This window comes from Candidatus Gracilibacteria bacterium, from assembly GCA_028687475.1.
In the GTDB taxonomy this organism is placed as follows: domain Bacteria; phylum Patescibacteriota; class Gracilibacteria; order BD1-5; family UBA2023; genus STC-74.
In genome coordinates this window covers 88745-110835 of sequence record JAQUAB010000002.1, presented here as the reverse complement: position 1 = coordinate 110835, position 22091 = coordinate 88745, and the positions used below count along the sequence as shown (strand labels likewise).

General features: G+C 38.8%; 23 protein-coding genes and 1 tRNA gene. 6 read left to right on the top strand and 18 right to left on the bottom strand.

Going from position 1 to position 22091, the window contains the following annotated elements; translation table 25 throughout:
• Positions 1-24: 24 nt before the first annotated feature.
• The 9 genes from PHY14_03365 to PHY14_03325 form a co-directional block, all read right to left on the bottom strand.
• The gene (locus PHY14_03365; GenBank protein ID MDD2693947.1) at positions 25-303 is read right to left on the bottom strand and encodes a hypothetical protein; all 279 of its coding nucleotides are present in this window, start codon (positions 301-303) and stop codon (positions 25-27) included.
• Between the two features lie 415 nt (positions 304-718).
• Positions 719-2029: an ATP-binding protein gene (locus PHY14_03360; protein MDD2693946.1), complete on the bottom strand. Its 1311-nt coding sequence runs from the start codon at positions 2027-2029 to the stop codon at positions 719-721.
• A 433-nt stretch (positions 2030-2462) separates the two neighbouring features.
• Complete coding sequence (locus tag PHY14_03355; GenBank protein MDD2693945.1) at positions 2463-3668, bottom strand: hypothetical protein; 1206 nt, start codon at positions 3666-3668, stop codon at positions 2463-2465.
• Between the two features lie 67 nt (positions 3669-3735).
• A complete protein-coding gene (locus PHY14_03350) occupies positions 3736-4260 on the bottom strand; it encodes a hypothetical protein (protein ID MDD2693944.1) in 525 nt (174 codons plus the stop codon).
• 4 nt (positions 4261-4264) lie between these two features.
• Complete coding sequence (locus PHY14_03345; protein MDD2693943.1) at positions 4265-4786, bottom strand: hypothetical protein; 522 nt, start codon at positions 4784-4786, stop codon at positions 4265-4267.
• A gap of 611 nt (positions 4787-5397) precedes the next feature.
• Positions 5398-6138, bottom strand: coding sequence for a Fic family protein (locus PHY14_03340; protein ID MDD2693942.1), 741 nt, complete (start codon positions 6136-6138; stop codon positions 5398-5400).
• 42 nt (positions 6139-6180) lie between these two features.
• Positions 6181-6840 carry a hypothetical protein gene (locus tag PHY14_03335; GenBank protein ID MDD2693941.1) on the bottom strand — a complete coding sequence of 220 codons (660 nt, stop codon included), beginning with the start codon at positions 6838-6840 and terminating at the stop codon, positions 6181-6183.
• Between the two features lie 407 nt (positions 6841-7247).
• Positions 7248-8318: an HD domain-containing protein gene (locus tag PHY14_03330; GenBank protein ID MDD2693940.1), complete on the bottom strand. Its 1071-nt coding sequence runs from the start codon at positions 8316-8318 to the stop codon at positions 7248-7250.
• Positions 8319-8660: a phage holin family protein gene (locus tag PHY14_03325; GenBank protein ID MDD2693939.1), complete on the bottom strand. Its 342-nt coding sequence runs from the start codon at positions 8658-8660 to the stop codon at positions 8319-8321.
• A gap of 140 nt (positions 8661-8800) precedes the next feature.
• Here PHY14_03325 and PHY14_03320 point away from each other — a divergent pair, with 140 nt between their 5' ends.
• From PHY14_03320 to PHY14_03300, 5 genes are all read left to right on the top strand, one after another.
• Positions 8801-9511: a hypothetical protein gene (locus PHY14_03320; GenBank protein MDD2693938.1), complete on the top strand. Its 711-nt coding sequence runs from the start codon at positions 8801-8803 to the stop codon at positions 9509-9511.
• An 89-nt stretch (positions 9512-9600) separates the two neighbouring features.
• Positions 9601-10449, top strand: a complete 849-nt coding sequence (locus PHY14_03315) for a pilin (protein MDD2693937.1) — start codon at positions 9601-9603, stop codon at positions 10447-10449.
• A 4-nt stretch (positions 10450-10453) separates the two neighbouring features.
• Complete coding sequence (locus PHY14_03310) at positions 10454-11044, top strand: hypothetical protein (protein ID MDD2693936.1); 591 nt, start codon at positions 10454-10456, stop codon at positions 11042-11044.
• A gap of 61 nt (positions 11045-11105) precedes the next feature.
• Positions 11106-11543 carry a hypothetical protein gene (locus tag PHY14_03305; GenBank protein MDD2693935.1) on the top strand — a complete coding sequence of 146 codons (438 nt, stop codon included), beginning with the start codon at positions 11106-11108 and terminating at the stop codon, positions 11541-11543.
• A 235-nt stretch (positions 11544-11778) separates the two neighbouring features.
• Complete coding sequence (locus PHY14_03300) at positions 11779-13131, top strand: hypothetical protein (protein ID MDD2693934.1); 1353 nt, start codon at positions 11779-11781, stop codon at positions 13129-13131.
• A gap of 97 nt (positions 13132-13228) precedes the next feature.
• Here the strand turns inward: PHY14_03300 and PHY14_03295 are convergent.
• From PHY14_03295 to PHY14_03265, 7 genes are all read right to left on the bottom strand, one after another.
• Positions 13229-13304: transfer RNA gene (locus PHY14_03295), tRNA-Lys, on the bottom strand.
• Positions 13305-13364: 60 nt separating this feature from the next.
• The gene (locus PHY14_03290; GenBank protein ID MDD2693933.1) at positions 13365-14180 is read right to left on the bottom strand and encodes a VWA domain-containing protein; all 816 of its coding nucleotides are present in this window, start codon (positions 14178-14180) and stop codon (positions 13365-13367) included.
• Positions 14181-14422: 242 nt separating this feature from the next.
• On the bottom strand, positions 14423-15988 hold the full coding sequence (locus tag PHY14_03285) for a DEAD/DEAH box helicase (GenBank protein MDD2693932.1): 1566 nt from the start codon (positions 15986-15988) through the stop codon (positions 14423-14425).
• A gap of 367 nt (positions 15989-16355) precedes the next feature.
• Positions 16356-17465, bottom strand: a complete 1110-nt coding sequence (locus PHY14_03280; GenBank protein ID MDD2693931.1) for a hypothetical protein — start codon at positions 17463-17465, stop codon at positions 16356-16358.
• Positions 17466-17526: 61 nt separating this feature from the next.
• Positions 17527-18768: a HAMP domain-containing sensor histidine kinase gene (locus PHY14_03275; protein ID MDD2693930.1), complete on the bottom strand. Its 1242-nt coding sequence runs from the start codon at positions 18766-18768 to the stop codon at positions 17527-17529.
• Positions 18750-19409, bottom strand: coding sequence for a response regulator transcription factor (locus PHY14_03270; GenBank protein ID MDD2693929.1), 660 nt, complete (start codon positions 19407-19409; stop codon positions 18750-18752). Before PHY14_03270 ends, PHY14_03275 begins: the two co-directional genes overlap by 19 nt.
• Positions 19410-19561: 152 nt before the next feature.
• Positions 19562-20206: a hypothetical protein gene (locus tag PHY14_03265; GenBank protein MDD2693928.1), complete on the bottom strand. Its 645-nt coding sequence runs from the start codon at positions 20204-20206 to the stop codon at positions 19562-19564.
• Between the two features lie 307 nt (positions 20207-20513).
• Between PHY14_03265 and PHY14_03260 the strand changes: the two genes are divergently transcribed.
• The gene (locus PHY14_03260) at positions 20514-21299 is read left to right on the top strand and encodes a hypothetical protein (protein MDD2693927.1); all 786 of its coding nucleotides are present in this window, start codon (positions 20514-20516) and stop codon (positions 21297-21299) included.
• Here the strand turns inward: PHY14_03260 and PHY14_03255 are convergent.
• The gene (locus PHY14_03255; protein MDD2693926.1) at positions 21296-21793 is read right to left on the bottom strand and encodes a hypothetical protein; all 498 of its coding nucleotides are present in this window, start codon (positions 21791-21793) and stop codon (positions 21296-21298) included. The two genes, PHY14_03260 and PHY14_03255, sit on opposite strands and share 4 nt — an antisense overlap.
• A gap of 21 nt (positions 21794-21814) precedes the next feature.
• Positions 21815-22051 carry a hypothetical protein gene (locus PHY14_03250; protein ID MDD2693925.1) on the bottom strand — a complete coding sequence of 79 codons (237 nt, stop codon included), beginning with the start codon at positions 22049-22051 and terminating at the stop codon, positions 21815-21817.
• Positions 22052-22091 lie beyond the last annotated feature (40 nt).

Genomic DNA, 22091 nt, shown 5'->3' with positions numbered 1-22091 from the left:
ATATCTCTATTTTTAGAAAGTCAATTACACCTTCACGAGCACTCTCTGTAATTCCTCGAACTGTTCTATCTGCTTATCAAGCCGAGCCTGTTGAAGTTCAGAAATTTGTTCGAGTTCAATAGTTCAGTGAATATTTTGCTCGACTTCAGACTTGGCTTGTTCGAGAGTTTTCTGCTGTTCTTCGAGGCGAAGCTGGAGGTCGGAACGGAGGTTTATAAGCGATGAGAGTTGGAGCTTATTGATTTCGGTTGATAAATGTATGAAAGATTTCTGAATATGTGTATTTGAAGCAAGTTTTAGCAACTTCTTATAGAGTATAATTTTCTTAATAGTAGCGTATATGACATAATTACGTATCAATATTTCATTTATTGTCTATATGGCTTCAAGATCTTTTGTAACATTCTCTATTTCTCGATTGAGTCTATCAGGTAAAGAGAGTATTTTCCCTTTGAGAAATCTATAACATGTTATCATCATGATATTCAAAAGCATGATTCCAGTAATAATTATAACTATCATTGTGGGGCTCATGATAGAGAAAGGGTCTTCATATATGGTAGTATAATAAGCAAAAGTAAGAACTATTTCTGATAAGGTTACTATGAAAAATGATTCCATAAAAGATCGTGGCATCTCGATGTTCACTTGTGCAGCAATATCACTTTTGATATCTTGAATATGTTTTTGAATGTTATAATTTTGTAGCATATTTTATTTACCTTGTTTTCTCGAGCCAACTCTCATACACACTCATATCCACCATCTTGAGTGAAGATGGAGTTTCTGCAAGTGTTTTTCGGAGAGAATTCATGGTGATTTTATTTCATTCGAGGAGCTCATTAGTGAGTTTTCCATTTTCTGCTTCATCGACGAGATCGAGGAGATTTCTCGATGCATCACGAGCAACTTCGTCACAGATGGCTTCGATATCCGCTGAGACGTATCCATCAGAGATTTTTGCGAGCTCATCATAGTCGAGCTTCTCATGCGGGCGACCCATTCTCTCTATATACATTTTGAAGAGCTCTTTTCTCGCGATTTCATCAGGAGGTCCGATATAGATTTTTTTATCGAGGCGACCAGATCGGAGAATTGCGGGATCGAGATGGTCAGGACGATTGGTTGCGGCTATTACAATCAGATTCGGTGCTGTTTCGAGTGCATTGAATTCCTGGAGAAATTGTGAAATCTCTTCCGCTTTGTTCGCATCGACGCGGTCGGTACGTGCAGATACGAGCGAATCAATCTCGTCAAGAAAAAGAATAATCGGTTCATTTTCTGCCGCTTTCTTGGCTCCCGCGAAGAAATCTTTGATATTCTTGGTTGTCTGATGGAGATATGATGAACCGAATTCTCCCATATTTTTCGCGACGAATCCGCATCCGAGTTCTTCAGCGAGTTTTTTGGTGATGAAGGTTTTTCCTGTTCCTGGAGGTCCATAAAAAAGCATTCCTGTCGGGATGGAAATCTTGAATTTCTCATATTCGGTGTAGAGCTTGAGGAGGAGTTCTTGTTGTTTCTGTCATTCCGTGCTTGTCACGGAATCTAGTATTTCTGTTTTCTGGATTCCTGCATTCGCAGGAATGACATCACGAGCATCCTCCTCTTTTCGTAGTTTCTCTATGAGAAACTTGAATTTCAGTGGTTTGATGAAGCTATTCTTGAGTTCTTCCTTTAGGTTATCCATCCCAGCAACTGCTTCGAATCCCCATGGTTTTCCTTCTTTTTTCACAAAGTGCTGAACCTCTATAGCTGAGACTTGTTCGTCATCTTTCGGATTTCCAGTTTTTGGTGGATTTTGTGCTGAATTCATCGCTGCGGCTTGCGCTTCTGGAGTGTTGTATGTTGCTTCAAATTCCTTCATCATATCAGCAGCCTTGTCAACTCATGATTGCATACTACGAAGTGAGGCTTCAAGGGCTTCCATGGAATCTCATTTCCAGTCTTTTGTGACTGCGGATTTGAATTCTGGGGAAGTAGTGATTGCTTCGAAGAAAGCGTCGAAACCGGTGTCTTTTGAAGGCATGTTTTTATTGATTAAGTTTGTATTTTGAAATAAACAAAGAAAAAAGAATCTTAAACATTAACAGAACTATAATTCCGCCAATAAATATTGTATCTACAAATGGAAGAGTCTGTATTGTTGGTATGAAATCAACAACAAGCTTATAGAGTATTACGGCACTCCCTATAAATCCAATATTGATGAAAAATATATCTTTAGGTGATTTTTTCATTTCTTCTAAAAGAAGTGTACGAGCAAAGTTCAATGATTTCCAAGTTATGTATATTCATGGAAATGTCATCGGAATGAGTATAAGACAAATCCATCAAATCGGAATATTCCATCAAAGCGAATAGAATCCGAATACACCAAGAAATAGTATACTCACTGAAATTCATAATCCTCAGAAAAACCAAATCACGAATATGTACCAAGAAATAATTCACATAGAGTGTTAGATGAGTTTCCCTTTATATCCCTCGAGCATTCCTATTACTCGTTCGAAACTTTCTTTCTGGAGTATAAGTCTTTCTTTTTGCAGTTCGAGTGGTTTCTGGAGTGATGGATCTGATGTCTCAGAGATCTGAGCATCGAGAGAAATAATGGTTTTCTCGATTGTAGCATGATTGGTCTCAAGAAGCAAAAGTATCGATTCGATTGGTTCGAGGATTTGTCTCTTTACCCAGTTTCCATATTTCACGAAGTTGAAAATATCCTTGTATTTTGATTGTTCGAGTATATTGCGAAGTTTCACAGTATCGCTCGTGGCATCGCCCGCGATTTCTCCGAGGAGTTTCGTAGACTCATTTATCTTCCCGAGAAGATTTTCTTGCCATGCATTCTGTGAAGCCTCATCGAGGAGATTGATGGTATTTTCTTTTTCTATTTCGATTTTCTGTGCACTCTCATCGATTTCTCCGAAAAGCGTCTGAATCGTATGTTCCGTATTGCTCGTTGCCAGGAGATACTTATTAGCAAGCCAAGAAAATATATTGCCAAATATCGCGATAAAGAAAATACCGATAAAATAGACAGCACCCATCATGAAACTATACAAGAATCCAGCAACAAGAATCACGAGAACTATCCCACCAGAATCACGAGAACGTCCGACATTTTCAAGTATTTTTCCTCCACCCATGGCAACTTCTTTGAGATTATCGAAAAGTGCCTTTTTCTCGAGCTCCTTCTTTTCTGCAAGTCCAGACTCTCCTAGAAACTTCTCATGGAAGGTATCTTCGTATCGTGTGAAGCTATTGCGAATATTTTCTATATCGTTTTTTTCGAGGATTTTTCCTCATTGGATATAGTGATTATCGGTGATGACGACATTCGCACCGCGAGTATAGAGATAAGATTTTCCGATGAATCGAATAAAGAGTATTACAGAGACAATCAGGTAGAAAATCCCAAGTACTCCAAGAACAGCGAGAATTGTTCCGAGAATCCCACCAGCAAATCCAATGAATCCCACAATTGCCACTATAATAGCCAGAGGAATGCTAGAAACTCTGACGGTTTTGAGATAATCACTATCAAGTGTCATGCGGAGTTCTTCCTGGGAAATCCATTCATAGAGATAAAAGCCACGTTCGTTCACTTTTTGTTCTATGATTTCTGTATTTTTCTGTGTTGTTCGTTCCTGGGTTCGTGTCAACATGGGAATAGTAGGGAAGAGATATTCCCTTGATTATATGAAAAATAAGAGAAATACAAATCAGTACTTGCTACGGAGACACCAAAAAATCTAACCCATATTTCTGACATTCCTCCTGAAGGATAGAAATGTTTTTCTCTGTCTTATCGAGAGCACGTTTTATGTTTTCTTCGAGTGTGTAGTTAATTACTCGTTCGAGATCGATGAGATCTTTTCCTGATACAGTTGATTTTTTGATAGCATTGAGTGAATACTCTCCTTTGCGAAGGGAATTATATCTCTCTGTGAGAACTCAGCGAATTGTTGTGAGAAGTGAAAAAATATCACGATATAAAGATAGAATATAATCATTCTCCTCGGTAGCACTTTCTTTTCCTATTTTCGTTTCGAGTTTCTCGATTTTTTGGGCTCTAGAGAAGATTTGGGAAAATATTATAGAAATAGTATCAAGGTGTTTTTCGGTATTTCGTGAAAATCATTCTCTCTGAAATACCGTCTGGAATGTATCAAATTCTCGGGAAAAATGCAGTCGCATCTTCTGGAGTTTCCTGCGGAGAAGTTGTGCATAGAGAGAAGCGAAGTATTGAGTCATCATAGATTTATACTATTTTGGTGATCATTATATCCAATCTTTCAATATTTCCATCCAATTCTCTCAATACCTCTTCTCCTCGTCTGGTAGCGAGTTCTCTATTTCCTGTAAGTTCACTTGATTCTCCGACTATAACTTTTGTGAGTTCTTTTTGTGATTGGAGAAGCTCTTCTCTCTGTTCTTCGAGAAACTTCTTCAGTTCCACCAGTGGTGTCACAATATCTGTACGAAGAGAACTAATATACTTCTCAGAATCGAAAAGATTTCCTTTATTTGCTTTCTTCTCGACTCTTTCGAGCTTCAATACGAGTTCTCCAATCTCCGAAAATGTCGTAGAAAGCTTCTCGAATCCAGAATGTAAAACGGAGAAATTCTGATCTTTCTCGAATTCTGATTGGATAATTTTACTCTGTGATTCTATTTCTGGAGTGAATTTCTGGATTTTCTCTCAGATGTTTCAGAAAGCGTAGAGGGGATTGAAGTATGATGAGCTAATTAATACTATTGCAATGAGAAGGTAGGGTACCACTAAAACTATTAGAAAAACTAAATAATATTGACTATATATTCAGTTAAGATAAAGAAAAAGTGATAGTAGTGCAATGAAGAATATGAAGATGAATGTTAAAATAGTAACCACATTACGTCGTATATCATCATTATTTGAACAGGTGTTCTTTATTCTTTTCATAATCAATGGATTATTTATTTTATATTTATTATGAAAGGCAATTAATCCATCTGCAGTATAAAATAGCCTTCCAACGAGGAGTGAGTTTATTATTTTTTGGAATTCGCTTTTTATAGATGGAAACAATTGGTATGTCAAAAATATTAGAATAATTCAAAACAAGATTGATAGAAATATATTGACCATGGGATTAGTATAGGACACCTCTTTTCAGATCCATAGCAGTGGTGCAATAAATGATCAAAAAGAAATACCAGCTGCACATATTATAAATATAAATTCAGTAAGTATTATTATACTGGAAAAGACGCACATCAAATCCATTCTCTTTTTAGTGAGGAATCCTCTTTTTTCCAATTCTTGTCTCTCCTCAGATGTCAGTTCCGTATTTTCCATAAACAAAAAGCTATAATATTTCTATCATAGCTTTTCTTGTGAATTTTTGCAAATTAGGATTGTATCATCCGCATGTAGTCTCTGAGATTCTCATGCACAATATCTGCATAGAAATTCTGGAATATCTCAAGGCTTCCTGTGAGAGAATGAAGGGAAGTGATATAGTCCATACGACGAACAACGGGAAGTACTATCATCGGATATCCGCGACTCATGAGAATCATGTTCGCAAGAAGTCGTGCGGTTCGACCATTCCCATCGACAAATGGATGAATCTTCACGAAGCGGTAGTGGAATTCACTCGCAAGGAGTGCAGGATGAATATCTCCGTGAGTATTGTACCAATCAAGAAGTTCATCCATAAGTCTCTGAACTTCGTCCGATTTTGGAGGTTTTGATTCGTCTCATGATATGAATACTTGGATTTTCCTATATACCCCAGCATTCTCATCATCGATATTCTTCATGATAAGTTCATGAAGTGTCAGAATCGTTTTTTCTGTGATATTTCCATGGTGAGTGATTATCTCATCAATAGCTTTTGCGAGGTTCTCTGCTTCATGCATTTCTCGTATAGATTTCCCTCCGATAGTGATCCCATCCTCGATAACGAGCTTCGTTTCTCCGAGTGTGAGAGTATTTCCTTCTATGGCATTCGAATTATAGACTTCCATCACACGGAGACTCTTCTGGAGCTCTCTGAGTTCTCATGTCGAAAGAGGCTTCATAGAATGGATATCTTCCATGAGGACATCGATTTTCGCGAGAAGTTCAGTAATGGGAGGGAATTGCATGTTGGTATTATATAGGGAATTGGAAAAATACAAAATATCTTCTTACCCTATCTTCCCGATCATTTCTCCGAGTTTGGAGATATTTCCATCCAATTCTCTCAATATCTCTTCTCCTCGTTTTGTCGCGAGGTCTCTATTTCCACTGAATTCACTCGATTCTCCGACTATGACTTTCGAGAGTTCTTTCTGTGATTGGAGAAGCTCTTCTCTTTGCGATTCCAGAAACTTCTTCAGTTCCACCAGTGGTGTCACAATATCTGTACGAAGAGAACCAATATACTTCTCAGAATCAAAAAGATTTCCTTTATTTGCCTTCTTCTCAATTCCCTCGAGCTTCAATACGAGTTCTCCAATCCGAGAAAATGTCTCAGAAAGCTTCTCGAATCCAGAATGCAATACTGAGAAATTCTGATCTTTCTGAAATTCCAACTGAATCAACTTACTCTGTGATTCTATTTCTGGAGTGAGCTTCTGAATCTTTTCTCAGATGTTTCAGAAGGCGTAGAGGGGATGTGAATATTGAATAACGATCTGAACAATGAATGTCAGAAGGACTACGAATATAAGGAATAATCAGCTTTCTTGAGGAAAGACAACAAATGGGAAGATACTATATATTATAAATATAGAAGATGATTCTGCTTGAGAAAAGTTAGTATTTATAATATCTGGATATGTGGCGATTTCCGTTTTTCCATTCATTCATATTGTGTAATAATTGCTACTTTCCTCGTATAAGAAACGCTTTTTATTGAAAAGTACTGTAAACCAACTTCTTGCAACCATAAATATGGATATAATTCCCGTGACTGGAATAACTCCATATTTTAAAACAGAGAGTTCAATGTTTCATGCATTTATTCCAAGTAATCAATAAATAATTCCTGTAATACCAATGTAGGCAAGACATGAAAAAATAACCATTATACCAAAATTCGATCATATTCTTAGCCAAATCTTGAAAATACTCTTTATCGAATTTGTAGATTTTATCAAAAAACCTCTGTGATTCAAAGATTCTCTTTCTTCAGGAATTAAGAAAATACTTTCCATAAACAAAAAGCTACGATATTTCTATCATAGCTTTTCTTGTGAATTTTTGCAAGAATCTATTCGATGGTGACTTTTTTCCTCAGATTTTCTGTCACCGTCTGGAAATCTTCACTATAAGGCGCCTCCATACGAGCTTCGTGATACGCAGAGAGGATATCCGCCTGCTTCACGAGATTCCCATGCTTTTCTTGCCAAGGCTTCAGCATTTTCTTCTTGATGAGTTCGCGGAAGCTATGTCCATCGAGATATGAGAGAAGATAATCCTCGACCATATCGTGTTCGATGTGTTCGATAGCCTCTTCGAGTCCTGGAACCGCCTTCTTGGTCGGAGTGATGATATCACCCGTGATAGCTTCAGGCACATCATGATAGAGCGCTGTCAAGAGCATATCGACGAGTGTGTCTTCATCGAATTCTTCTCTTCGTGCGATGAAGTAGGTGAAAAATGTGATGATATAGGTGTGAGAAAGAACAGAAATAGGATACTTTCGCACCGAACGATTCCAGCGGAAGCTCGATGCCAACCGATGAATCACGAGGAGATACCGTTCGAGGTCATTCTGATTGTGTGGCTCGAAGTCGAGATACGGGAGAAATGGTGCGAAATCAGGATTTTTCGACCGTTCTATCATATTTCGTATGACTTTCCCATAAGCATCTGGATAGACGACAGAATTATTATAGACTTCATAGTATGATGCCCAGAGTTTCGCGAAAGCGATGAGCTCATCTTCCTTGGATTTCTCTTGAATCGCAGAGATATCTTCCCGAATGCGTGCATCCAGATCCCAAGAATTCATATGTTCATAAAGTGCATTCTCGAGTTCTGTATATATTTCTGGATTTTTATTTCGGAGTCGAGACTTCACGTCAGAACTGATATCAGAGTAGGTGAAAGTGAAAAAACCAGAAAACAAGATTTTTCGCAATAAGAGAGAAATGTCGTACTGGACTCACTCTTCCTCCTCTCGAGTGAAGGCAAGCAGAAGGGAAATATGAGCAACAAACGTCAGATGATCGAGTGCTGTGATTTCTCGGAGTCTCGGAAAAGTATTCCAGCGATAGATAGAAAGTCCGGAGAGAATGCTCTCTATGATTGGATGCGATGTGGTGAGAAAAGGAGGCATTTATTTGAAAAGTTTGAGAATGAAAGAAGTAATTCCTGATACCAGTGCAATCACAATGATGGGAACAATACCATTCAGAGTGATGCCTGGCACCAGTTCATCAGCAACTTTCACGACAATCAGACTGATAACGAATGAAAAAAGTCCGAGAGTAATGAGTCGAATCGGAAAAGCAATAATTCGCAATAGTGTTCCAAGGAACAGATTCACGAGTCCAAGTATGACTGCAAAAATGAGAATGGAAGTATATCCATTCTGGATTTCTATACCAGAAACATACCCAGACTGTGCAACAAAGTAGATGGCTCAAGCCGAGATGAGAAATTGGAAAAGATAGTACATAAGAAGTGAGGTTAGGATTTTTTATTTTTCGTATTTGCCCTGATTATATGTACTTTTTTCTTTTTTCGAAAAAGAGTTTCTTGATTTTTGCATTTTTCCATGGAGTATGTTAGACTAGACTCATTCGTAAACCCTTTTCTATGTGACTTTTTGATAATCTTTTTCTCGATACGAATACACCGATGGCAATCAATACCAATGGCACAAAAATGGATGATTCAGTGAAGGCGGTCTCAGAAGAGGCGGTTCATCCTGCAGATCCAGTTCCAGAGGTTCTTTCGGTCGTAGAAAACGATACAAAAAATCCAAGTAATGATGGGAAAACTGTTTCTATTCCTTCTGCTTCTTTTCCTGATATTCCTCTATCATTTGATATTGGAGGATTGGATTTCTCGAATGATTCATCTGTCTCAGATATTGCTTCTCCGGCTTCAGAAGTTCTCGAGCCAAAAGAAATTCCTGTCGAACCATTTGTTCCAATGATGGACAAGACTGATGGTACCACAGATGAGAATATGATAAATGATGTACCAATTCAGTCGATGAATAATTCAGAGAAAGCAAAGTATTCTTCTCGTCTACGTAAGAAGCTCGCAGAACTTGTCTCTGGTCTCAAAGAGCTGAGTAATGATGAAAATGCTGAATTGGCAAAAGCCAAGAAACAAAAAGAAATCGAATTGTGTGAATTTCAGATCAGGCAACTCGAAGAAAAACATATGAAGGAAGTTCAAGAAATCGAACGGAAGAAAGAGAAAATACACGAACAAATGGCATCCATATGAGAAAAACGAAGATATATTCAGCAAGTAGCAGATAAATTCGAGCGTGAACTTGGCACGGTCTCATCCTAACAACTCTTGATTTTTTCTACTTTCCCTTTACTATACGCAATATGCGGTTCAAAAATATCATTCTCCTTTCTTTATTTACCATAGCTTCTTTGGGAATTTTTTCTGGGGCTTGGGCGACTCTCCCATCTGAGCTCAGCGTTGTTGGCGATGTTTCTATAGGAATAGATTCATCAACTTGAGATCTGATCGATCAGACTCAGAGTGTTGGATTCAGGATTTTGTCACTTGCGAAAATTATCATATCAGGATTTGCGCTCATTTATCTAGTGATGATTGGTGTGTATATGGTGGTGTTTTCAGAAAATGAAGAACGTATAAAAGCTCAAAGAAAACAGATTATGCTCGCGCTTATCGGTTTTGTTTTTATCAATATTCCAGGGATTATTTACCAAATATTTTTTTCTACTCCACGAAGTGTTGAGGTTATCGGTGATACACCTATTAGTTGGTCTTCGACGGTCGGAGGATTTTTCTGGGATACGACTATTACCGATGGATTCTTGAGGAATCTTATTCTCTTTTTCCAGGTATTCATATTTGGTGCTGCGGTTATGACGTTTACTTGGTGACTCTTTGCTCTGATCACTTCTGCTGGCAATGAAGAGCAACTCAAAAAAGCAAAAAACCGTATTCTCTACGGAACTCTTGGGCTTCTTTTCTTGAGTTTTGTGCGTCTGTGGGGGACGATGATTACATCATACAATTTTGTGAGAGATGTAACCACAGTAGCAGGAAAATTCTTTGTTTTGGCACTCTACTTTGCTGGTCCAGTTGCAGTATTCTTTCTCATCTGGGGCGGATACTATTATATCACTTCTGGTGGTGATGAAGAACGCACAAAAAAAGGAAAAAATATTATCGTGAATACATTCATCGCTACACTTATCCTGCTTGCCTCATATAGTTTCCTCGCGGATCTTATCAATTTTACTTTTTAGAACTATGAAGAAAATAATAAAACAAGGAATCCTTTTTCTTTACATAGGTAGTCTGCTGATGGTTGGAAATTATGTATTTTCTGCTGAAGCTTCGGTGAGTACTGATTCAGCAATCGGTTCAGATTCCATTCCTAATGGAACTTTTGATATCAATGGTACAAGTACTATGGCTGCCGAAGCTGTCGATAGTGCTACTACAGCATCTTCAACATCGTCTGATCCCACCAAAATCATTGTCACAGAAAGAGTTCCTGGTGGAGATTGTACGTGTATCGCAGAAGGTGCGAAGACACAGTGAGAGGCTGCATGTGGTACACCAGAAAATCGGAAATATGAGTGTACTGTTCCTCAGTGATTGTCAGGTTTTCAAAAAGTTTTTGCACAGATTATTCGCTATTTCATCTATATTGTTCTTCTTCTCGGTGTTCTCGGAATTGTTGGACTTGGTATTGCGTGGGCATTCGCTGGAGGTGATGATGTGAAAATGAAAACAACACTCAAACACTGGTGAGTGAATATTGTGATTGGACTTGTTCTCCTTTTTCTCTTCAGCTATATCCTTACGGCACTGGCTCCTTGGGTCTTCACTTCTTAGATTTTGCGATTTTCTTGGAAAGAGTATGTTTTTCTATATTATAGGAAATATACTCTTTTTTATGATTCCAGATACTCTTCTCATTCAGGTTGCACCAATTCGATGGATAGGGAATTTTTCTTTCATTGATGGGATATATACTTTCATGATTATTGTTCTCATTTTCGTCGTTTTCTCTGTATTACAACTATTCCAAAAACAGAAGAGAAAAAGAAAAATCCAGAAAGAAATTCTCGGAGTTCTCCCGATTCTGGAAGAGAAAAACTTCGAACAACAAGCAGCGGTGTTATTACGAAAGTATATACAACATATTTATCTGCCTCATCCGAGTCAGGCACATACGGCAAAGGATATAGAAGAATATCTGTCTGATCATGAGATTCTTGCTATTCTCATCATGTTGGAACAGGCAGAATATAGAAATACAAGATTGAATAAGGAAGAACAAGTCCGAGTACTTGATTGTCTGAAGGAATTGAGACACAAGATAGATGTATAAAAAATTTCTAAAAAATCCCACTTTTGTGGGATTTTTCTTGATTTGCATGTATAGTAGTCAAATCAACTCTATCAAATTCTTCTGAGACTCAGAAATTTTTGATTTTATGAGTAGAAAAATAATGAAATAAGTAAGTGTGGAACAGTGTATTGAGAATATTACAGTTGTAAAGAGTACAGAGATATATTCGTTCCAGAATTTGCATGGAAACATAATTTATGGTATCATGCATTGTATGTTAGACCAAAGATTACAAGATTTACAAAAAGTGCCTGATAGAACTCCCCAACAAGAGGCTGAACTCCGTGGGTTATTTGCTCATCCAGATAATCCCAGAGCACGAGAGCTTTTATGAAAAGAATATCTTACAAGTGTTTGAGTATGAATGATTTCAGACGATGAGCGAGAGGAGCTTAGAAAAATACGAGCTGCGATTTATGCTAGCCGAAATAAAACAATGGGTATTCTTGAAAATAATCCTGGCGATAGGGAACCTGTGGTAACTATTAACCAGCAAAATCAAAATGGTACCATTGATGAATGGTATTACTTGGCTACTGTTGCCAAATTGCGGTCATTACAAGAATGATGGGGCAATCAAGACCCAAAGAGTTTACTTGATAAATTTATCAATGCTGTTGAATTACCGAAAACTCAAACCATGGAGGAAGCCATGAAAGCTAAGAATGACCCTTCGGATTTTGAGTTATTTATGATATCAAAACTCTGAAATACACAATTTCAATGGTCACGGGAGAATAAAAATGCTTGAAGTTTATGAGTATTAGAAAGTATGGTATGTATGAGGGATTTGGTACGGACTAAGAAATTTTTGCAAGCTATTGCTTGAGATATTACTAAGCTTGATGGTCAAATAGACTGAGAAATATCTATGTGTGATGCATGATGTGGGTCAGTACCAATTCTTGCGATCTATGCCTGCTTATGTTCTCCGAAGGTTCGATGTACATGTTTAGAACTTAATCAGGATGCTATTCCAGTCGCTCGTGCTATAGTTGATTCATTTTGACTGTCTGATAGAATTAATGTTCTACAATGAAATGCAATAACGTATCAACCTGAATCATGATTTAATTATCTTGTCTCTGAAACAATGCATAGCGGATTAACCGAGGAGCCAATGGCGCAGATTTTTGCGAACTTGAGCAAAAAAGTATTAAGTACTTGACTTATACTTCCTCGAAATGTAGATGTGCGTGGTGATTTAGTATCCATACAAGAATTCTTTGCTAGTAAAAAAGTCGTAAAAGTTGGAAGGAATCCTCATCATTATTTCGAAAGGAGGCTCCCATCCAGATTTACACTCAATACACGGAAGCCGGAAGAAGATATAGAATTTGAAGTTACTACTCCTGAAGATGGACATTATCTACTCATATTAACAAGTACTGTGGACCTAGGAGATTTTCAGCTCCGAGAATATGAAGCTCTTATTACTATGCCCCAATCAGTCCAAGAAGAAAATGGAGATCCAAAACTTCTACATTTGAAAAAATGAGAAAAATATAAAGTTTCTTATAAGGCTGGAAGTCGTCAGAGAAACATTTCTATTGCCCCTCTCCTTTAATTTGCATACTCTGATCAATCTTGAATTATAGTTATTCTATGATAAATGAATTAGAAAATCCCTCCAGTAATGGGGGATTTTTCTTGATTTGCATGTATGGTGGACCGGGCGGGGCTCGAACCCGCGACCTAAGGATTAAGAGTCCTCCGCTCTACCAACTGAGCTACCGATCCATGAAATGTGTGTGGAATATAGTGAATTCTTCCGAAAAATCAAATTTTTTCGTGAAAAAACTATATTTTCTTCATCCAGAAGAGGAGAAGCGTATGGAATCCGATAAGTATAATGAGGCTGATGAATAGAGGAAATGAGAGGTGTATTTCTCTTTTTTCTGTGTAATATTCAGGTTTGGTGATGAGTTCAGTGCTGAGGTTGTCGAATATTTTCTCGAAAAGGTGCGTGTCATTTGCTTGGAAAAAGTGCCCACCAGTGGTTTTTGCAATATTTTCGAGCATGACATTATCGATGTCGGCACGGAGCTTTTCTCATTTCTCATCGAAAAAATACTGGCGTTTCCCATCGTTATCGAGATACGAAAGGATAGCTCCAGACGATTCGCCTATGCCGATAGTGTATATGGGAGTTTTGTGATTGTGGAGATATTCGGCTGAAGTGATCGGATTGATTCCGATATTCGCTCGTCCGTCAGTGATGAGTATGACAGTGTTGTTTCCTGATTCATTTCTCACGAGTTTATCCGCAGCGAGGAGTGCATCTCCGATATTCGTTCCAGAGAGTCATGGAAGTTGTTGTTTGATAGTGTCAGTTGTGATATTTTGTATGATATTGATGATAGCAGATCTATCATATGAGAGGGGAGAAAGTGTGAATGCTTTTCCTGCAAAAATCACCAGTCCAAACTGATTGCTACTCTCATGCTCGAGAAAGGAAATGAGTACTTTTTTCGCTCATTCGAGACGGCTCGGAGAGATATCATCCGCGAGCATGGATTTCGATATATCGAGTACGAGCGTGATACTTTTATTCGAATAGAGAGGTTTCTTTTCGGTTTTTGTATAGCTTGGCACCGAGAGTATAAGAAAAGTCAAAAAAATAATACTACATCGTACTATCCAGAGAATCATGAAATTTGGTGACGTTCTCGAATATCTTTTCGCGAGTGAATTCGGGAAACTGTATCCGACTTTTTCACGCCAAAAAATCCACCAGAAGATCAAAAAGGGGATTGATGCGAAAAGCATGAATGAATACTGGAAGTTCATCAGAATGAGTATAGAAAAATTCCTCTCCAAAGCAAGAAAAAGAGGACTCTGAGAGCCCTCTTTCGGAATTATTCACCGCGATGTCCACCATTCTCATCTCGACGAGGAGGTCGGCTCGTATGATGATCATGATCATATGATCGGTATCCGCCAGACGAGCTTCCTCGGTAGCCTCCACCAGAAGAACCTCCACGGTATCCACCTTCTGAACCACCTTCACTTCGTCCACGATAACCTCCACCAGAAGATCCTCCTGATGATGAACCACGGTATCCACCTTCTGAACCACCCTCACTTCGTCCACGATATCCTCATTCGGAAGATGAACCGCTAGAAGAACCTCCACGATAACCTCCACCAGATGAAGAACCTCCGCGATAACTATTTCCCCCTGATGATCTACCTCGGTATCCTCCTCCACCAGATGAAGAACCTCCACGATAACCTCCACCAGATCGCCCACGATAACCGCCTCCGCCTCCACCACCGAATGAACGACGTTCTTCTTTTACACGAGGAACCACATTTCCTTCGATATCGAGCTCAGTGATTTCTATCTTATGCATACGTTCGATGCGTTGGAATGGGCGCATTTCTTCAGTCGAGACGAACATAATCGCGCGACCATCAGCCCCAGCACGACCAGTACGACCGATACGGTGAATATATGACTCTGGATCGTGAGGAACATGGTAGTTGATCACGAGATTGATATTGTTCATGTTGAGACCACGAGAAGCAACGTCAGTCCCGATGAAGATGCGAACCTTTCCCTCCTTGTAGTCCTTGAGCGCCTTCATACGATCGCGTTGGTGCATATCTCCATGGATAAATGCAGCCTGGAATCCATCTCGGAAAAGATAGCGTTCGAGTTCTTCTGTTTCGTGTTTCTTTGCCGTGAAGATCATGACTTTATCCTCTGGATATTTTTCGAGAATACGCTTCAAGACAGGATATTTATCGCGAATACCTACTCTCATGAAAACGTGATTGATGGTATCAACAGTCACAGAAGTAGAGAGTGTGAGAGTCTCTGTTTCACCTTGGATATGTGTATCGAGAAGTCTCTTGATCACTGGGGTGTATGTTGCAGAAAAAGTCATCACTTGTTTGAGGGACTTGAGTGATTCCCAGATTTCTGTCACGGCAGGAGCGAATCCCATATCCATCATCTGATCTACTTCATCGAGAACGAGAGTCGTGACATCATCGAGATTGATCCATCCACGTTCCATGAGGTCGATGAGACGTCCTGGAGTGGCGATAATTACCTGTGGACCTGCGCGAAGTCCTTCTTTTTGTTTCCAGATGGGTGAACCACCGAACACAGCGAGTGAACCCATACGCATGTGGCGAGAAAGGTTGAATACTTCATCACGAGTCTGACAAGCGAGTTCACGAGTTGGTTCGAGGATGAGTACTTGTGGAGTACGCTTTTTGGAATCGATCGTATTGAGTGCTGGGATACAGAAAGCAGCAGTTTTTCCACTTCCAGTCTGTGACTGGACGATGATATTTTTCCCTGCTATAGCAAGAGGAATTACCTGTGACTGGACAGCAGTTGGCTCGTGATATCCGAGATCGGTAAGTGCCTGGAGAATCTCCGGGCGGAGTTCGAGAGTTGCAAAACTCATAGTATAAAAAAGATAATGAGAGAAGACATCAAAAAATAATCAGAAAGTCTTCGTCCAAAAAATAAAAACACGTCAATCCTTCGAGAAAAAGCAAAATGCTCTCAAAAATATATATGCCAGACCTGTGGCAAAAAAGAACAAGATTATCGCTTCAAATAGGGGAGAAGCGATATACAGATTATCTATATGGCTCCTCGGGAAAAGGATTTCGTGTGCGCACTATATAGAGAAATAAGGAAAAAGCAAAAAGAAATTACTCTATCTTCCTGATTATCCCTTCGAGCTTTCCGATATTTCCCTCAATCCTTACTGAAAATAAAAAACCATGATATTTCTATCACAGCTTTTCTTATCAATTTTTGCAACATTACTGATTCAGTTCTTTCGCGAGCTCTTCTTGATCTTTTGCATTGAGAACTTTGACTTGTTTGAGCTGTTCAGATGCATCGTCGAAAGCCTTCTTTTCTGCATCAGCTTCGATTTTTACCTGGGCGCGGTATGCTTCGATCGTTTCGAAGTGAGTCTTGAGTTTTGTGACATTTTCGACGAAGACTTGAGATGAGAGAACTGGCTTCGATGCGAGTTCTTCGCTCTTGCGAGATGATTCGATGGCTTTGTCTGTGAGTTCAGTTGACATCTTGTCGATAGTTTCACCCATAACACCAATCGCTTTCATGCTGGCGTCGAGGGCTTTCTGTGAACTGGTCTCGATGAGAGCCGTCGAGAGAAGTGTCTTAAAAATCGGACGACTAGAGCTCATAGAGAGCGAGAGCTTCGATGCGGCATCGAGACGCATGAGGAGGCGCTTACGAGCCATATCGAGATTTCCGATGAGGACATTGAGATTACTTTGGAAGTACTCTACCTGGCGAATGAACATATCGAGCTTCATTTTCGTATTCTCATCCGTTGTTTCTGCGGATTTCGTCTTGAATTCTTCGATCTTGCTTGAGAGAAAATCACGATAGGCGATTACTTTTCCGAGATTTTCATCGATACCTTCGAGGAATTTTTTCTGCATGTCGACGCTTGTGTTGAGAGAGATGTATGCCTGATCGAATCCTGAGAAAATCATCTCGATTTTTCCCTGAAGTGTCTGGATGTTGAACTTCGCTTCGTCCCACTTCGAATCGAGAGATTTCATGAGAGAACCGAGAAGGGGAACAGATTTCGCTACACGCATGAGTGTACCATCATTGTTGATGATCTCTTTGTAGACGGATTGTACTTCTGTATTCATCTTCGAGAGTTCATCAGAGACATTCATGATAGGATCACTATCGATAACAGTTGCCGTTTCGGCGATGATAGAATCGAGAGGCGCAGTGATTTTTTCTCCGAGAGAACGAAAATCTGTCGCTTCAGCAAAGGTTTTCTCTACTTCTGCTTGTTCTGTGGCAGAGAGAGGTTTTACGACTGCAGATGCTTGAGGGAGCTTGATTTCTGGATCCTGGGTTTGGACTTGAGTATCAGCCATATGAGAGAAATTAAAAAATACTCCCTCAGTGTATCGGAAAGGAGTATTTTTTCAAAATCTTTTATACGAAATGGATTTCTACTTTGAAGACTTTATTTTCACAATCAATACTCATCCGCCATCCCGAAATATCGACGATTTTTTTCACAAGTGCGAGCCCGAGTCATTGCCCTTGAGTATTGCGTGAGACATCCGCCTGATAGAAGGCTTCCGTGAGTTTCTGGATTGTTTCTGTATCCATCTCGCAATCTACGGTATTGGATATTGTGAGGATTCCAGATTTTATTATGACATTGATGATTCATTCGGATTTATATTTGAGTGCATTTTCGATGAGATTCATGACCACACGTCTGTAGAGTTCAGGATTTCATTCGATGATGTTTTTCTTTTTGTCTTGAGAAAAATGGATTTCCTCATTTTCGTAACTCGATGCTATATCTTCGGTCAAGGTATTGATATCGATTTTTTCAGAAGTATGGAAGTGCTTTTTTGGATTTGCCATGAGAAGCAGCGTATCAATAGTTCGTTCCATAGAGATAACTTCTTCATTGGTTGAATCAATGAGTTTTTCTGACTTTGAGAGCTTCAGGAGTTCCATATTGGATCGCATGACAGCAAGTGGAGTCTTGAGCTCATGAGCAACATTGTGGCTATATGATGCGAGCGATGCATTGTGTTCGCGGATTGGCTCGATGACCATTCGGGCGAGAGAAATCGAGAAATAGTAAATCACTATAAATCCCATAAGACTTCCGATAACTGCTAGAGCAATGAGCCATTTATGGAATTCGATGAGTTGTGTGAGGTCACGCGTGAGAAATATTGTATAATCACCGAAATCTTTTTTGTAGATGATATAATAATGCTCATCGATTTCTACGATATTTTTTGTATTATTATCCAATTCATAGAGGCTACCAATCTCATTCATATCCAGATCGAGATAATCATTCTTTATAATGGAATGATTCTTATCAAAAATCAGTATATCTCGAGGTCATCGCGAATCTTTTTCTCCGTCAGAATTGGGAGGTTGTATAATATCTGGAAAAAGTCGTCATGAATCTCAGAGAACTTCCCGAACGTTTTTTCCGACTTTTCCTCCCTCGAATATCTTGATTTCATCACGGAATTCACGATACATTTTTTCTCTTTGGGCATAATAACTTGTTGCGATTATGCTCGAGAGAATACCTATCAGAACCAAAAAAGAGACTCCACTGATTTTGAGTGCGAGTTTCTTTTCTTCAGAAATTCATCTGAATTGATTGGTGATGGATTTTATGGTATTATGTATCATACTCATTTTATGGTTTGGATTATGTCTTTACTGAGTTTCTTGCGAATGGTGGAGATGTGTGCTTCGAGAGTGACACTATCGAATCCGAGATCACGCTCGCGGATTCACCATACTGCTTCGAGTATATCTGATTTGCTCTTTGGGTATCACTTATTACGTCCGAGATATTCGAGTATTCCGTATTCCTTATTGGATATTTCGATGACTTCTTCTCACTTTCTGAGAACTCGTTTCCCGACTTCGAGTTCGTATTCTCCGAAAAAGATAACATTCTCAATTGTTTTTTCTTTTCTTCGAGAAAGAGCGATGATACGTGCTTCAAGTTCTCGAAGATCAAATGGTTTTGTCAGGTAATCATCTGCGCCGAGAGAAAACATTTCGAGCTTATCTTCCATCATAGAGTTGGATGTGAGCACCATAACAGGAATATAGTTTTTCTGTTCACGGATTTTCTGGATAAATTCAGTTCCATTCATCACCGGCATATTCATATCGAGAATGATAATATCATAATTCATGTAGAGTTTCTCGAGTGCTTCTGCTCCATGAATTGCCCCTTCAACGGTATAACCTTTGAGCTCAAGGTAAGTGATGATATTATCACGGATTTTCGGATGATCTTCGATAATAAGGATTTTCATAAGAAGAAAAGTTAAGAAAAGTATATAGAGAAAACAATTTTCGACAAAATTTATAGAAAATATACTAGCCATCCTCTTTAAATAAACTTAAAGTTTCCATAGAAAATACCTGCTTTTATGCAGGTATTTTCTGTTATGAGTAACTCGGAGAATTATGCACTTGTAGTTGCGCTTGTATCATCTTCTTCAGGAGGCTGTCGATCATTGTGAGTCCGACGACTTGCTTTTGCTGCATCATATTTTGTCTTCACTTCTGGATATTTCGAGATGACTGCTTCTGTAGCCGTCTCTTCTTCTGTTCGAAGTGCTTCCATTTTTGTTTTATAACTCTCTCGAATTGTCTTTATTTCTGTTTGAGCATCAGTCGGAAGTGCTGAGAGGATGGAATTCATAGGATTTCATTGTCTTCGTTCACCACGTTTTCCCATTTCTCCACCTTGTGGAAGTGCTGTCTTGAGTTCAGGATACTGAGTCATGAGGGCGTCCATTTCTGTTTTGAATGCCTCCATATTTGCCTTTCGTGTTGCTTCATCTACAGTTGTTGTACTATTTCTTTCTGCGTCCATTTCTGTTTTATGTTTTGTCATGAGTGTCTCGAACGCCGTGAGTGCCTCGGTAGAAACCTTTCCAGAAAGAGATTGTACCATGTCTTCAGGATTTCATCTCTCCATTCTCTGAGAATGTTGAGTTGTAGTATTCGTTGTTGATGTGGATGTAGCTGCGTATATTCCCGTTCAGAGAAGGGCAGATCCGGTGATAGTAAGAGTTGCTACACCAATAATAAGTGATTTTTTCATATATGTTTAAAGATAAGGATAAAGATAAGAAACTCGGAGATAGTGAATATAGAGACCCGGAATCCATATATCCAAATTCTATCGCTCCTCGTATGTGACTCGATACGTGTTGGACTTCAATACGCGAAGGTTAATTTTAATTCTTGTTCGCGATTTGTATGAATGACCTTTTTTATCAGAGTACGTGGCAAGTATAACAATAAGTGTTTAAAAGAAGTTGAAAACAACCATCTTATTACAACAGTATTTTCATCAGAAATATATAGTAAAAGTTTGCAAAAATATATAGTATGATTATACTTCCTGTATGTGAAAAATAGAGAATAGCGTTTCTGACATTTTCGTGAAGAAGATATGTGAAAAGATGTGAAAAATCCTCACAAAGGAGGATATTATCGAGCTCTGGTTACGATCTGGTGGCTCAAAATCGAGGACATCATATGCCATGAGCATCCTTTCGGGAAGAGAATTGATAGATAGAATAGCCAACAATCTCTATAGAATCAGAAATAACGAATGAAAAATAAATAATTCTCATTTTCTCGATGAAAATTATTGGGAAATCATCCGGAAACTCATCACTATTCATGCTCCTGCTGGGGCAATAATTGGTGGAGAAAAAGCACTTGAATTGCATCTTCGAGATTTTGGGATTCCAGATGTATTGATTCTTTATACACGGAATACCAATCTTCGGATTATGCTTTCTGATGGGAAACTTATTCATTTTCGTACACTGGTTTCCTGAGAAAAGACACGCAAAAAGAATCTTTTTACCGTAATCTCAGAACACCAAGAATTTCTCTCGGAAATTGCCAATATTTCTCTTCCATCGCGAGAATTCTCCCTTCTCGAAGCGCTCACGATTCGTCGACATGATGAATGAGTCTGAGAATACAATGTGATTCGTTTTCTCAAACGTTATGAATCAGAGATTGACCAAATATTCCTCGCGAAACTGGTCTCACTTCGGTATATCCGCGCTATCAATCGTCTTCGAAGTCTCGCGAAGGCACAAGGTTTTTCTCGAATATACCAAGTGTGTCTCGACATTATCAAAAAAGAGGGTGGAGGATGTTTCGTTTCTTTTTAGATGATATTTTCGATTTCCTGTCTTTTTGGAATTCTATTCTTGATTACTTGATAAATAGAATGTGCATGAGGAATATAGTGCACTTTTCTGACATCATTTCGTTGTTCGAGTATGAGATGTCCATAGTTCAGTATATTTGCGATGATTCCATGACGTTCCACATCAACTTTTATGATGCTTTTCATATCCATGAATTCGATGTCATCGACCAAGAGGAGGCTCGTATGGATAAAAATAATCGAATGATCACCCACGAGCATGATTCGTCCATAATAATCAATAGCATTCAGAATGAGCTGAAGAAAAATATAATTGATAGTCAGAAGAAGAATAGGAAGTACGATGAAATTGCTAAAATCCGCTGGGAAGACTCAGCGATACTGGGCAAAAATCCAAATAAGAAGTCCGAGTGGAATAAGAAAAAATATGAATTTTGAAATCATGAAGAAAAGAAGAACTCCATGGCGACGAATTGATTGATAGTTGTTGTCCATATTGAGAAAAAAGATTATTTTCTATTGCTTGATAAATAGAAGAATCACAAAAATGGATGTAGCATAGGCAATGAGTCAAAATGTGATTGAAAGCACCCACGGCTTCTTGTATACAGGCATAATATAGGCGCTATCATAATCTTGCATTCTTCGCTCCGTTCTCTGACGTATTATGTAGAGCCTTCGCAGGATAAAATACATTCCACCGAACCAAATAACAGTATATCCGATGATTACCAAGAGAAACGAGAAAAGCATAGGAGTTTTTTATAGATTCTATAGGTTCGCATTTTACCGA